At 40.2% G+C, this 14,219-nt stretch carries 10 protein-coding genes; 6 read left to right on the top strand and 4 right to left on the bottom strand.

From position 1 onward, the window contains the following. Window positions 1-6: 6 nt before the first annotated feature. From AC1RRY_RS20685 to AC1RRY_RS20710, 6 genes are all read left to right on the top strand, one after another. Complete coding sequence (locus tag AC1RRY_RS20685) at window positions 7-3,477, top strand: YncE family protein (protein ID WP_492823489.1); 3,471 nt, start codon at window positions 7-9, stop codon at window positions 3,475-3,477. 38 nt (window positions 3,478-3,515) lie between these two features. Further along, entirely contained in the window at window positions 3,516-4,583 is a 1,068-nt protein-coding gene (locus AC1RRY_RS20690) for a hypothetical protein (protein WP_492823487.1), read from the top strand. Between the two features lie 198 nt (window positions 4,584-4,781). Next, window positions 4,782-5,840, top strand: a complete 1,059-nt coding sequence (locus AC1RRY_RS20695) for a hypothetical protein (protein WP_492823485.1) — start codon at window positions 4,782-4,784, stop codon at window positions 5,838-5,840. Between the two features lie 120 nt (window positions 5,841-5,960). Next, the gene (locus AC1RRY_RS20700; protein WP_492823483.1) at window positions 5,961-7,007 is read left to right on the top strand and encodes a hypothetical protein; all 1,047 of its coding nucleotides are present in this window, start codon (window positions 5,961-5,963) and stop codon (window positions 7,005-7,007) included. Window positions 7,008-7,139: 132 nt separating this feature from the next. Then, a complete protein-coding gene (locus AC1RRY_RS20705) occupies window positions 7,140-8,459 on the top strand; it encodes a phosphatidylserine decarboxylase (protein WP_492823481.1) in 1,320 nt (439 codons plus the stop codon). Window positions 8,460-8,610: 151 nt separating this feature from the next. Then, window positions 8,611-9,156 (top strand): hypothetical protein, encoded by a 546-nt coding sequence (locus AC1RRY_RS20710; protein ID WP_492823479.1) that lies wholly within the window; start codon window positions 8,611-8,613, stop codon window positions 9,154-9,156. 141 nt (window positions 9,157-9,297) lie between these two features. On the opposite strand, the gene AC1RRY_RS20715 is transcribed toward AC1RRY_RS20710, so the two are convergent. The 4 genes from AC1RRY_RS20715 to AC1RRY_RS20730 form a co-directional block, all read right to left on the bottom strand. Beyond that, on the bottom strand, window positions 9,298-10,611 hold the full coding sequence (locus AC1RRY_RS20715) for a glycosyltransferase family protein (protein ID WP_492823477.1): 1,314 nt from the start codon (window positions 10,609-10,611) through the stop codon (window positions 9,298-9,300). Window positions 10,612-10,970: 359 nt separating this feature from the next. Continuing rightward, window positions 10,971-12,176 carry a DUF418 domain-containing protein gene (locus tag AC1RRY_RS20720; RefSeq protein WP_492823475.1) on the bottom strand — a complete coding sequence of 402 codons (1,206 nt, stop codon included), beginning with the start codon at window positions 12,174-12,176 and terminating at the stop codon, window positions 10,971-10,973. An 89-nt stretch (window positions 12,177-12,265) separates the two neighbouring features. After that, complete coding sequence (locus AC1RRY_RS20725; protein ID WP_492823473.1) at window positions 12,266-13,429, bottom strand: FAD-dependent oxidoreductase; 1,164 nt, start codon at window positions 13,427-13,429, stop codon at window positions 12,266-12,268. 30 nt (window positions 13,430-13,459) lie between these two features. Then, entirely contained in the window at window positions 13,460-14,215 is a 756-nt protein-coding gene (locus AC1RRY_RS20730) for a helix-turn-helix domain-containing protein (protein ID WP_492823471.1), read from the bottom strand. Between the last annotated feature and the right edge of the window lie 4 nt (window positions 14,216-14,219).

Below are 14,219 nucleotides of genomic sequence, written 5' to 3' on the forward strand. Positions count from 1 at the left end.
ATGGATATGCAAGACATACAAACATTTCCGCAATTGTCCTTTGCTATTAATAATCAGGGACAGGACAATACCATTTACATTACTACAGACCCAACGGTAAACAAACTGGTGTTTACAATAAAGACCAATAAAGATAGTACCAAATTTACCATTGGCAACCTGGTGCCCCCTGCAGGTGCTCCAACAGCTACCGGTTCAATATTGTATCTTGACCTCAGCTCTTTGCAAATACCGGAAAGTGATTTCAAGAATATTGTCTGCTCTGCTACCAATTGGGAATTCGCCCTTTATCCCAATAGTATTATCGGAATGGTGCCAACACAAGATATTTCCATAGATGCAAGCACAGGCAGTATCGATATAAATATTAATAATCTGGTATTGCCCTCGCCTCCGTCTACTCCAAACGTAAACTTATCTGTCTCTTACTATAGAGTAAGCCCGATTACGATTGGTAATCTGTCGCAGCTTTCGTTCTTCAAAGTACTTTTACAGGCTGCTCCGGATGGTAAAAAAGATTTACACGAAGCCATTAGCTGTGCAATTACTACCCAGCCTTATATCGTTAATACCGTTGACGATTACGCACAGGTAGAAAACAATGTTACATTTGCCTTTACCCCCGGCACTAACCCTGTAACGGTTAAGTCCGGAGTAAATACCACTTTTACTGTCAGCTTTGTGTATGCACCGTCGAGTCCGGGTTATGGTGCGCTTACAACACCTCAATCCGCACTTGATAACATTATAGTAGCACAAGGAGAAAATGCAGCAGCATGGAACATTACTCCGAATATGGATGCCCAGAATCCATGCTGGATACTACAACCACCACCAAATACTGATATTGTAGGTACCGGTATAGGTGCTATTGTTTCATTCTATGTTACCGAGATAGTTACCCGTTTTGAGCCCGGTTCTACGTTAATGTACGTGCAATATCAGAACGTGCCCGGTTTTAACGATGGGTCTTATTATCTGACTCTCACCAAAATACCTCACGTGGTTATCAAAAATCTAACGGTAACCCCTAACCCATCGGTATTAAAACAAGGTACCGCATCGGTTAATATCTCGTGGACCGCCAAAGATTATACATCACTCATGCTGGTGCCATTTTATCAGGATGTCACGACTAAAAACAGTTTCCCTGCTACGCTTAAGAAATCGACTGTTATTACTTTGGTAGCTACGGGTGCAGGTAGCAGCGCCAATCAGGCAACCATGACTGTCACGGCTGATGTGCTGTCAGTAATTAACTCATTTACGGTATCTCCGACCAATATTTATTATCACGATTACCCGCATGATTCGAAATTTTACTGGGATGTAGACACCAATGACTCTGTGTTGCTTGTCAATGATACCACGGGTAGTTCAGAAAGTGTCCCTAAATCGAGCACTAAAATTGTCAGCGTAAATACTCCGGGTATGTGGTCGCTTATCCCTCAAAACGAGGATAACCCATATACCCTTTTGCGAAATGTCCTCATTCAATCATATAAAGTAGATCCTCAGCCTAATTCATGTGGTTTTAATGCTTCAGCGGCCGCAGCTTCACCTTCTGCCGAGTTCATTGCAGTGCTTGATAAAGACACCCAGAATGTCAGAATTTTGAATTCACTCGATTTCAGCGAATACGCTTCACCGATTTCAGCCGGTGGCACCCCTGTAGATGAGGTCTTTTCTTACAGTGGTTCGTACCTTTTTGTATTAAACAGCACAGGTTCAGTCACCGTCATAAAAATAAGCTGGAACGCCACCACAGGTCTTTATGAGTTTAGTACGCTTACCTCAATTGCTATTGAAGGCGCTCCGGTTCGCATAGCCATTTCCAATGACGATAAATACGTTTTTGTTACTACTTCACTATCTGGTTCAGGCAAGTTGGTAGTTATTGAGAATACGGGCGCAGATAAGTTTGCAATCAAACAAAATATTGTTGTCACACAATCACCTGCAGGTATAGCTGTTGACCCTTCAGGGTTAAATGTATACATAGCCATGAGTGGCGACAACAGCATTGCTGTGATAGGCTACAGCTCGGTAAATGATGCATTTATGTATAGCCGCAGCATTACTAATCTGCCTCAGAACCCAAAAGATGTAGCGGTTGCCGATGAGAATGGAAAAACACTCTTAGTAGCTTGCTATGCCAGCAATCAGGTAATGGTAGTAGACTCTGATGATGACGGCACGTCTCCACGGCAGGCGTTAGATGTGAAAATATCCCCTATCCGTATCGCCACTACGCCTGATAGAGCCTACGCCTTTGTGGTTAATAACACTTCTAATGATGCCGCACTGATAAGTTGTTATAAAGGTACAGGTAACTGCAAAGTGTTGGAGTCAGCAATCAAAACGGGCAGCAAACCCAATTCTGTATCAGTAGCTTATGATGGAACAGCAGCTTATATTACCAATGAAGACAAGAGCGTGGCTGTCTTTAGCCTGATCAATTACCAGTTGCGCAATACGCCTGTAAGTATAGGCAAACAGCCGACGGACGTTATTGCCTCGCATGACGGACAGAAAATAGTCATGTGGCACAATGTGTTATATAACACCACAAAACCGGCTTTTACCAAAGGTATATTTATTTACGAAACGGCGTCGGGCACTGTATCCACCCGTCTGGACACCCAGTCAATCATTGATTGTGTTTTCTCTCCTACGGCACCAACCAGGCTCATGTATCTTATTCAGCAGGGCGATGCCAATATCTCTATTATGGAAACAGCCAAGTTTACCATAACCTCTACCATCCCGATACCCGTAGGTGTTGGAAGTAAAGTAAGGATGCCAGTAGAATTGAGTATGTCGGCAGATGCAGGAAACCTGTATGTAGTAGCAAGAGATACCGATGGCAAGTATAGTTTTCTGGCATTTGAATGCGACGAATCTAAAGGTACCTATACTCTTAAGACAGACTTAGACTTGTTCACTAATGCATCTACTTCTAATAATATCCTGCTTCAGAATACGCCTGACGGCAACAATGCATTTGTGTTAAGTTCGCTCGATAGAAAAATTTGGTGTTTGAAACGTGACAGCAGTGGTGAATACAAGCTTAATTCTACGCAAATCAGCTTATCGATGCTGTCGAAAACCATGGTCGCTGCTCCTGACAATAACACCCTGTATGTAATATTACAACAAAACATGAAATCGTCAATGGTTGTGGTGAATATTCAGGATCTGAGTTCTAAAGAACTGTTGTTCCCGCCTTCATATGCATTCCTGACCAATTTCCAGCAGGCAATCGTTTCACCGGACGGTACCAGACTATTTGTTACAGATGCCAATTCAACAGGTGTGCGTGTAATAAGTACGGCTACTTTACGCATCATACAAACGCTATCGTGGCAACAGAATCTTCAGTATCCTATTGGAATTGCCATGTTGCCTAATGCGTCGTCATTATACCTCACAGGGTTTAATAGTAATAATATGGCAATAATCAACCAAATCAGCTAATACAAGGTTTTTCTTTTCACTTTTAAAATACTAAAAATATGAGTTACGACGGATTTTTTATTAGAGACTACGTTGGCGAAACAATAGATGGACCCAAAGGTACAAGCTGGACCAATTCTCCCGATATTATTTCTACAGGTCCTACCCCTTTGGCTGACCCAGCAACTATCGAAAATGCTAGTAATTACAATAATGGGTTGCCACAGGCTAACAATCAGACACCACTTACCAATAACTGGGTGTATGTTCGGGGTGTCAATCCACAGACAACCGCGCAGACATCAACGGTATTTCTATATTGCGTTGATACGAGCATGGTTCTCTGGCCTCAGAACTGGATTTCCAACTGTATTACAGTCGGTGGTGATCAAAAAAACTGGATAACGTTAAATGCACCACCATCAACGCAAAATCAGGGTATTAAAGGAACCATTACCCCGTTTGGATGGGTGCCCCCGCGCAACAATATCCACTATTGCCTGGTAGCCTGGGCAAATAATGGCGCTGACCAGACTACTCCTCCTGATTTAGGCAGTATTGGTAGTGTAAACGATATGGCAAATTTTATTCTTACTCACCCGAATGTTGGATGGAAAAATACTACAGAAGTAGATGCAACTGTACCTACCATTCAGGGTGTAACCTCGGTTGTTGGGCCTTCAGCCGGAGGCCAGCTTACCATCGGATTACAATGCCAGAATATTCCAACGGACGGATACGTTCAGTTCTCTGTGCCCGGCCCTGATGCCGCAAACACCATTATTTTCCCTAAAACAAAAGTCACACAACCCAATGCTGCCTTTGGTTTTAGTGTTGTGTACCCTTCAATGCCGGGTGGATATGTTACCCAAATGAGCTGGACTTACTACCAGGGCGCTACACCGGTGCCTGATGGCGCCAATGTAATTCCGTTTGCCGGTACATTAGGAAATTATCCGACATTCATAGAGGATGTAAGAAAAAAATCACCTAAACACCTGGTAGATGTTCAGCATTTCGGAACCCCTACTGAGTTTTTAGCCAGTAACCAGAGCCTTGAAGTAGGCATTAAAACACTTATGGTAATAGGTTCGGTGCCATTCAAGATGACACGACCACGCTCATAATTGGTTAAGATTCTTTACGATAACGCTAAATGAAAATGGTCTCCTGTATTTGCGAAACCGAATACGGGAGACTGCTTGAAATTATCTACTGAATAGTTGTTTACAAGTGAAACTTTTGCCCTGTCTGATTTGAAAACGAGAAAAAAAACCTATCGGCCAAATCATTCAATGAACTTCCACCTTTAAAATTATAAAAAAATGAGCTACGACGGATTTTTTATCAGAGACTACGTCGGTGAAACAGTTGATGCCAATAAAGGTACAGCTTTGTCAGCTTCTCCCGATATTATTTGTACAGGTAAAACACCTTTAGCCGACGCTAAGTCTATAGTAAATGTTGATAACTATAATAAAGGGTTGCCGCAGGCTAACACACAGATTCCGCTTATCAATAATTGGGTGTATGTAAGAGGAGTTAACCCTCAAACTGTACCGCAGACGTCGACAGTCTTTCTGTATTATGTCAATACCAGCATTATTCTGTGGCCGCAAAACTGGATTTGTAAGGGCATCAGTTATGGAAGCATAAATCAAAACTGGGTAACACTTGATGCACCCGCATCAACGGATAATCAGGGAATTCAGGGAACCATTATTCCATTTAAATGGAAACCTCCGCGCAACAAGACTCATTGTTGTTTGATAGCATGGGCAAATAATGGTCCCGATCAGCTAATCCCTCCTGATTTGAGTAGTATTGACAGTTTATCAGGCATGGTAGATTTCATTCTCTCTCATCCGAATATCGGTTGGACAAATAAAACAATAGTTGATGCTACTATAAAAACTATTAAGGGCATAGCACCGATTATTGGCCCATCGTCTGGAGGGGTGCTTAGCATTGGGTTAATGTGTCAGAACCTTCCGACCGATGGATATATTGAGTTTTCAGTACCAGGACCTGATGGAGCAAATACTATCATTTTACCTAAAACAAAAATTATGAGCAGCAACTTTAGTGTTGCATTTCAGGTAGAATATCCTGCAATACCCGGTGGGTTTGTTACGAAGATGAAATGGACTTATTATCAGGGATCTACACCTGCTCCGAATGGTTCATGCATCATACCGATTATTGGAACCTGGGTAACTTCATCAGCTTTCGTTGAGAAAGTTAATCGAATTGCTCCTCAGTATCTCGTCGATGTTGATTATTATGGAACGCCTGATGACTTTTTGAAAAGTAATCAGAGTATTAATTCCGAGATTAAAAAAATGATACTAATTGGTTCTATGCCATTTGAAATGACTCGCTGATGATTTTTCATATCTACTAATACTATTAACAGTAGAGCAATGCCCTTTTGCCTTTGATTATGAAAAGTAACAGATCAGAGAATATACTATTATTTCATTCCCACTTTAAATAAAAATGACATGAGTTACGACGGATTTTTTATCAGAGACTATGTTGGCCAGACAATCAATGATACTAAAGGCCTAAACTGGAACAATTCACCAGATATCATTTGCGGTGGTGTGCCCCCTTTACAAGATCCATTTGTCATCGTAAATTCAGATAACTACAATAAAGGACTTCCACAGGCTAATATTGAAAGCCCGCTGAACAATAACTGGTTGTACATCCGGGGGGTTAATCCTCAGTCTGTACCGCAGACATCTACTGTATATGTGTATTATGTAGATATTTCTACAGTCAATTGGCCTCAGACCTGGCGAACCGATGGAATCACATTTGGAGGTGAAAGTATAAACTTTATAACCTTAAATGCTCCGGCAGTTACTAACAATGAAGGAATCCAGGGGGCTATCATTCCATTTGGATGGACACCTCCGGGTGTTAATACTAAATATTGCATAATAGCCTGGGCAAAAAATGGCTCCGATCAACTTATACCTCCCGATTTGAACAGTATCGGTCAGATTCCGGATATTGCAAATTTCGTGCTGTCGAATCCCAATATAGCCTTAAAAGCGATGGTTGAAGTAGATGCCCCGATACCCACTATACAGAATACGATTTCTATTGTAGGTCCTCAATCAGGTGGGGTAATACTGATTGGATTACAATGCAGAAATATACCCACTGATGGATTTATTGAATTTTCAGTGCCTGGTTCTGATATGTCCAACACTATCTTTTTTCCTAAAAACCGTGTCATAACACCTAATTATTACGTGGGTTTTCAGGTAGCATATCCTGCTGGGTTTGCTACATCAATGAACTGGGCATATTATCAGGGTGCAACACCACTACCAGCTGGTGCCAACATAACTCCATTTGTAGCTATACCGGTAGGTAGCGAAAATGCAAAGGAAACCAATTCACAACATTTGGCAGAAGTTCTAAACTACGGATCACCGGCTGATTTTGCAAAAAATAATCAGAATCTTAAACCAGAAATCACTAAAGTAATAATAATCGGATCGACACCATTCAACCTGAATCGGGACTCTGATTAAATAATTTAAAGGTATTAAGGTGAAATTTCAATAACTGAGACTCTGAGAATTCAAAACAACTTTTGCTCCATGTACAACCCATTTAGCATTCTAATTTAATAAATATCAAACAAAAAAAACTGTTGACTAACAATGAAAACACTACCCAAAGATTTGTCACCCGTTGTACAAGAATTACAAAACCAAATTAACGCAGACAGCACTTTTGCAAATTTGCTGAATGAGTCGCTTACTATTGCGCAGAAAGCAGCCCAGTTGAACCTGTCTGTTGATTTGTACAATGCACTCAACCAGTTGTATTCAATCACTGGGGGAACAAGCTACGGATGGCCCACCAGCAGTACAGATTACATTACGTATCTCACGCTATTTGAGCAGGTGCTTCCCAGCGAGTCAGTTCCATATAGCCCGTGGTCTAATAGCGAGGGGTATAGTCAGGAGGTGTATGATCGTCTTTGTCAGTTCTACTGGTTGGTAAATCAATCTCTGCCTGATTACAATAATAACACCTTACAGACGTATACGAATACTGTAAGCGGTTTCTCATTTGCAGATTGGTTAGATCAATACGCTACTGAATGGGGTAATTTCCTGAATACAACCGACTCATTGACACCAATAACGCTCGCGTCATTCATTGCAGATCCAATGTATAATGCAGTTGACTATTTGAATGATAGACCTAACTGGAAATCATTCAATACGTTTTTTTATCGTCAGCTGAATACTAACAAAGCCGATGGATCACCGATGCGTCCGATTGCCAACCCGGGCGATAATACAATCGTTTGTTCTCCGGCAGATTGTACATTTAAGGCATACTACCAAATCGACGGAGTAGGCAATGTATATTATACTGACGGAGCGCCTGCAAAAGTCAAATTGAAACAAACCCATGTTATCGGTAACATTAAAGACCTGCTCGGTCCGGAAGGTAGCCAATATGCCAGTGATTATTATAATGGCACTTTTGTGCACTATTTCCTGAGTCCGTTCGATTACCACCGGTTCCACACCCCAATTAGTGGTACTGTAACTTATATAACGCCTGTAACGGGCAGTGTATATCTTGATGTGAATATAACCGGTAATCAGTTTGATGCACCCGATAGTTCAGAAGGTGGTTATGAGTTCACACAAGCCAGAGGAATTGTAATAGTTGATTCGGGCAATGAGCAAGTAGGTTCAGTAGCTACGATACCTGTTGGTATGGCACAGGTTTCTTCCGTACATATGTATACTCAGTTACAAGGCCAAAGTGTAAATAAAGGTACAGAGTTCGGTTATTTCGCTTTTGGCGGGTCTGATATCATCATGTTGTTTCAGCAGCCTTATACTCAGCTTAAATTCATTACTACAGTAGCTAACGCTCAGAATCCTAGCAGCTATACTAACCCGGCAGGGTTCCATTTTGGCTATGGGCAAACTTCAGTAATTATTGGTAATAGCTAAATTTAAACAGATAAACAATGCTTTGAATGGTTCATGTCTTTAAATGAATAAGGCATGAGCTATTCAAATGTATTTAATGGCTCATCAGTTGTAAGTATTTTTTGAATCCAACGAATTAATATTTCAATAATAAACTTTAAATTCTAAAACTATGCCAAGTTCTAATGAAGTGTATTTTACTTTTAGCATGACCAATATGAATTTATTGGGCGGATCGTATACGATAACTTCATACAACGTCTCTCCCGGAGAAGATAACAATCTTGTTTTGAATTCCCCCTATGATTTTGAAAGTAATGGAGTTTTAACTTTTGGAGTAGACCGGAGTGGTACAGAAGAAGTAGCGGATTGGTTTACTGCAAGAATTAATGCCAACCAGACTACCTTTAACCATGATCCAGATGTTCTGAATTTCGCAATGTTAGGTACTCTATCTTTAGTTATTCAGGGAAAGGATATTCCTAATGGTCAAGAAATTTACGTGTTTCAGAATGTTGCAATTGCGCAAGGCCATTCTGCTTTATCTAATAACTGGTGGTTTGGTGGCCAAACAGCTGTGTGGCAAAGTGGAAATACTGTCAATATTACAGGTACGGGTAAAGACACTAGTACCGAAGCAGAAATTAGTTTCTTAAGAGGAGATAGTAGCTCTGTAAATGAGATAAAAATAACGAATGTATATATTTCTAATTCTTGAATAATTAGTAAATATTACTCTAAATAACACATCAGTTCGGAAATTGATGCATTAAAAAGTGGCAAGAATTTCTTGCCACTTTTTTTGTGATATAAACCATTTAATGCGAGACTGAGAGTAACAGTATCGATGCGTTAAATTTTAAATATCAATATTATCTGTATCAAATTTACTGTCAAGAAGATGAATTTGTGCTTCAAACTGGCTGAATCCACGCAACAGGCGAATAAGAAGGATATATCTTTCAAGCCCCAATATTTTATAGCATAGACGGGTAATTTTGTTGAATACGGCTAACTTAGAGCCATAACTCCCTACTGCTTCTTTATCTGCCTTATAAACATTACCACTCGCATTTGATTTAGTCATTCCTGATCGCTGAAGTGCAGAATGAAACGATTTTTCTCCTACTGCAAATGGGTTACCGACATTTTCCCTTTTCTTAGTTAAAGATCTGTATAACCTGCGATGAAATTTCTTGATTTCATCGCCATTTTCGAACGTACTATAAGTGTATTTTTCTTCTATGTATGCATCAACTACCTCGGCCTTATCGTTAAGCGCTTTTCTGTAAATATTCAGTAAAATTGTTATATCCTGATACGAATCTTCATTCAGAAAAGCTAAATGACTGCGTATAATCTTTTCTTTTTTTAGCTCTTTATAATTATAGCCTGAAAAATGAGTGAAAATTAATGGAAAAAACTCTTCTTCATCATTATCCTCGTTTTCTCTGGCAGATACCATCAAGGTGTTTTGATCTGAATGAATCTTTCGTTCGAAAAAATTCCATGGAGCTAAATTCATTCCCAAATGCCTTGTTATTAACAATTCATCATTATTTAAAAAACAAGGTAAAATATCCATCCATTTCTGGTCAGTGAATAGATTATTATATTGGTCTACATAACACTTGTCTATTAACTTGTCATGCCACCATACCAGAAGTTTCTGTACTTGTTTGCTGCGTTTCATAGCGCAGAAGCCTAAATTGTAGATACCTAATCCCATTAAGCTACGCTCATGAAGCTCTCCAATATATTTTTTTCTCATGATTGAAATATGTGGAGTCAACACAACATGATGTTTTTGCAGCATATCGAAAATGGCATCGAACGAATTGAACACAAGTATATCCGGATCAAGATAAACTACTTTTTCGTATCCTTTCTGATCAAAAAGATATTGAAAGCATTGTGGTTTTATAGAAGTGCAAAACTCAAGGATATCATACTTAAAGCTCATGTCCTGCCAGAGATGCGGAGGTATATCCAGATTTTCACGAGCTGACACAACGTTTTCCGGAAGAACAGTTGTATCAAATGAATCGTGAAGTTCATCGGCTACGAAAATAAAAAAATCTAAATCCGGATTATGTAATTGAAGAGATTCTTCGAGCACCTGAGCCAGACCAATGTAGTTTTTTGCTACGATAGTAAATACACAATTGTTCATTCTAATAAGTAGTGACCGTATAAGTTTTAATAACAATAGAAAAAAGAGGGTATTTCAATATTTGAATTAGCAAGCAGTACCTAAAAAGGATTGTCTCCTGTTGAAAAGATAAAATCATTGTTGTCCGGCTAAAAGTAGTTTAAGTAAGAACCAGCAAATTATGTTTGACTTTCGGGTAAAACTATTAAGTTTTTTTATTTATATATTAATACTATTAGATTTTCTTTTGACAATTTTCATTTTTGAAATTATCGGCTAACTCTAAAGCCAGATGATTTTAAATCTGCATCCGCTAAAACTATAAAAAAACGGGGCAAATCATTCGTATCTGACCTGCCCCATTTCGCAATAGTACTTAGTTAATTTTTTGTCTTTTTATAGCTAATGTTTCTCCACAGTTGTTCCAGTGGCCCAATATTCCTGTAGTTTAACCATACATTACTTACAATGATTTGAAATACATAAATAAGAACGGCAGCCAGAACCGACTGAGCAAGTGTCAGTTTTCCTGATAATCCTAAAGTATATCCATAGAACAACAGCATACAAATAAGTGTCTGCATAATGTAGTTAGTAAGACCAAGACGACCTGTATTACATATCCAGACCGAAATACCCGAAGTTTTCTTATCAAAATAAAACGACAACAAGGCAAGATATACAATGGTAAGCAATGGAGTGGCCACAAATTCAGCTATCGGTTTAAGTATGGTAAAATACTTCTGAGCCGTAAGTGTTTCCACCAGTAAATCCAAAGCAGGAAAAGCCTTCAGTATTAATAGAAAAGGTAATGCTACCAACACTGTATTTTTCCAGCGATGCTTCAGTTCCGCAATATGGCTAAACAGGTTGAGCCGCCCTGCCATTAAGCCCAGTAGAAACATGATTTCATAATGCACTGGCCCTAAAAAGCCATTTAATACGGATGTAAGCCACAGCATGGCAACGCCGAGTTTCTGCATGCTTAGCACTTCTGTAAAAGACCCATGCTGCCACGTATCTACTACCTGCATAATCACCTTGTCCATCTCGGGGTCAGAATGATCAACAGAAGCAGCCGACAGCCATCCTTTCACAAGCAGATATATAATAACAAAACTTGCAAGGCCGCCAATCCATTTCAGAATAGTAGCATTGCTTTTGCGGTTAAAGTACAACAACGTAAAGCCTAACAGAGCATATTTGTGGAGTACATCACCGAACCAGAAGATTAATCCATGAATCAGTCCAAAAAGCAAAAGTGTCCATAATCTTCGTTTGAATACACGGTTGCCATCCAAACCCTTTTCAGAGGTGTTTCTCATGATCATATAGAAGCCCAACCCGAAAAGAAAGCTGTAAATGGTATAAAACTGCCCTTTCACAAACAGATGTATAAGAAACTGCAAGGGCGCGTATGAATCTTTCTGGTCAAGATTCAGCGCATAGACCTGCTCTGGACGGAGGAACGCAAAAAGCGCATAGGTCTGTATATTAAAGATGAGTATACCTAGTAAGGCAACTCCGCGTATTCCGTCAATAACGTGTATACGCTTGGCTGTAGGTTGTGTTTCAGGCGTTTGCATGGGTGGTAGTATTTGGTTTAATGTATTCAGATCTAATGAGTTTAATGAAATTCAATGCTGCCATCAACCACACCCGTGCCATGCGTATGTTAATGAAAGCTGCTGAAAAAACTCAGCATTGCATGCAGCGCACCTTCCGAGTGCATCATCTCACCGTTCTCAAGAGATTCCTGCGCGGCTGCAGCTGCTCTCTTGCGCATATTTGTTTCATAAACTGAAATAGCTTCGGGCAATGTATCGTATTCATCCGAAGTCAGGCATTCGCTTAATTCAAGGGCATCGAGCATGGCCATGTTTACACCTTCTCCTGCAAAGGGCGGCATTACATGTGCCGCGTCGCCCAGCATGGTTAAATTAGGCAGAGCGTCCCAGGTTTGGTCTAAGGGCATACAGTATATCGGCCTTGGAACAAAGGGCGTCTCTGCCTTTTCAAACAGTTCGTGCCAGATATCGCTCCATTCGGCATATTCCTTTTTAAACCAGGCCAACAATTGTGCATTATCAGCGAAGTCCAGCCCGCTGTTTGCTCCCCAGTTTTCTTCTGCTCTGAAACTCGCATAAAAACCTATTTCTCCGTTCCCTTTCTGGCCCATCAATATATTTTTTGTATTGCCAAAAGCCATTATTTTCCCACCCTTAAGCAGGGCATCAATAGCAGGTGTTGCATTTGCGGCATCATAAACGTTGCCTTCCAGCATCGTTATACCCGAATAGAAAGGCTTAATGCCTGTGATTTTCGAGCGTATTTTAGAATTGGCACCATCCGCAGCAACCACAATGTCTGCATAAACTGATGAACCGTTTTTGAAATACAACTGCCAGCCTGCATTCTGTTTTTCCATTGAAATGAAATGACTATCCCACACAACGGTTTCGGGCTGTAACGATTCCAGCAATATTTTCCTTAACGAACCACGGTCTATTTCCGGACGGAAGTATTCACTGTCGAAATTCTCATCAGATTTGGTTTCATGGTCGCTGAAAAATATTTCTGCCTGCTCATTCATGATAAGCTTTTTATCTGCACCGGGAAGAAAATTCTTCCTGAACTCTTCTAACAAACCTGCTTTACGCAAAGCGGCTAAGCCTGATTCATCGTGCAGATCAAGCGGTGAGCCCTGCACTCGGGCACTTTTGTTGAAATCTCTTTCATATACTTTTACGTGGGCGCCTTTCAACTGTAAAAGTTTTGCCAGTGTGAGGCCACCCGGACCACCACCAACTATGACGATTGATTGATTCGCTATCAGCATGTCTTAAAATTTAGTTTTATGGCTGCAAAACTATGGCTGCTTTAAGACTGATAATAGTACAAATCGGTCGTTTTTGTTCCGGGCTAATTCTTTTGGTACTACGCCCGAGAATTTCTTTATTTCTTTTATGAAGTGATTTTGGTCTGCAAAATTCAGTTCCGGAAAAAGTTTCCCCTGCGCAATATGCGTTAATGATGCCCTGAAACGCAAAATGTTACAATAGGCTTTTAATGAAAGTCCGAATTGCTGAGTGAAATACCGATTGATTTGCCGGCTGCTCCAATATACATTATCTGCAAACTCTTTTACGCTCATCTCACCGTTCGATACATAGATTAATTCGAATAGCTTACGTTTCCTTTGATCTGTTTCTTTGGGTAACAGTTCCTTTATTTTTTCTGATGCTTTCCGGTAGAATGCATCAAAATCTTTCAAATCGTCTGCACCGAGGTTCCAGAAATCTTCCGGCAAATCTTTGGCACTATTTATGAAATCGGCAATGGACGTATGTAAAATATACTCAACGGCAAGGGGTTTAAAACTAATTACAAAGTAGCGTGTGTGCGGTGGAATACTTCTTTGTTCGGGTTCGGTTTCGAGGCCGATAAGCGTAACATGAAAAGGCCCTGAGGCAGATTGCCAGAAAAACAAATCGATTCTTCCGTCAGGCATTATGACAACTTCTTTCGCTTTATCTGACCGATTGTGAAACATTCCGATATTTTCAACAAAGTCAGCAATCGACTCATCGGGTTTTATGAATTTGTAGAAGAAGTCATCGCTCATGAAT

The organism is Emticicia sp. GW821-FHT11C11 (assembly GCF_058808615.1).

Coding starts and splice junctions, on each gene's coding strand:
- AC1RRY_RS20730 (WP_492823471.1), bottom strand. CDS start 14,215: ATGAGCGATGACTTCTTCTACAAATTCATAAAACCCGATGAGTCGATT.
- AC1RRY_RS20700 (WP_492823483.1), top strand. CDS start 5,961: ATGAGTTACGACGGATTTTTTATCAGAGACTATGTTGGCCAGACAATC.
- AC1RRY_RS20690 (WP_492823487.1), top strand. CDS start 3,516: ATGAGTTACGACGGATTTTTTATTAGAGACTACGTTGGCGAAACAATA.
- AC1RRY_RS20705 (WP_492823481.1), top strand. CDS start 7,140: ATGAAAACACTACCCAAAGATTTGTCACCCGTTGTACAAGAATTACAA.
- AC1RRY_RS20720 (WP_492823475.1), bottom strand. CDS start 12,176: ATGCAAACGCCTGAAACACAACCTACAGCCAAGCGTATACACGTTATT.
- AC1RRY_RS20685 (WP_492823489.1), top strand. CDS start 7: ATGCAAGACATACAAACATTTCCGCAATTGTCCTTTGCTATTAATAAT.
- AC1RRY_RS20710 (WP_492823479.1), top strand. CDS start 8,611: ATGCCAAGTTCTAATGAAGTGTATTTTACTTTTAGCATGACCAATATG.
- AC1RRY_RS20715 (WP_492823477.1), bottom strand. CDS start 10,611: ATGAACAATTGTGTATTTACTATCGTAGCAAAAAACTACATTGGTCTG.
- AC1RRY_RS20695 (WP_492823485.1), top strand. CDS start 4,782: ATGAGCTACGACGGATTTTTTATCAGAGACTACGTCGGTGAAACAGTT.
- AC1RRY_RS20725 (WP_492823473.1), bottom strand. CDS start 13,429: ATGCTGATAGCGAATCAATCAATCGTCATAGTTGGTGGTGGTCCGGGT.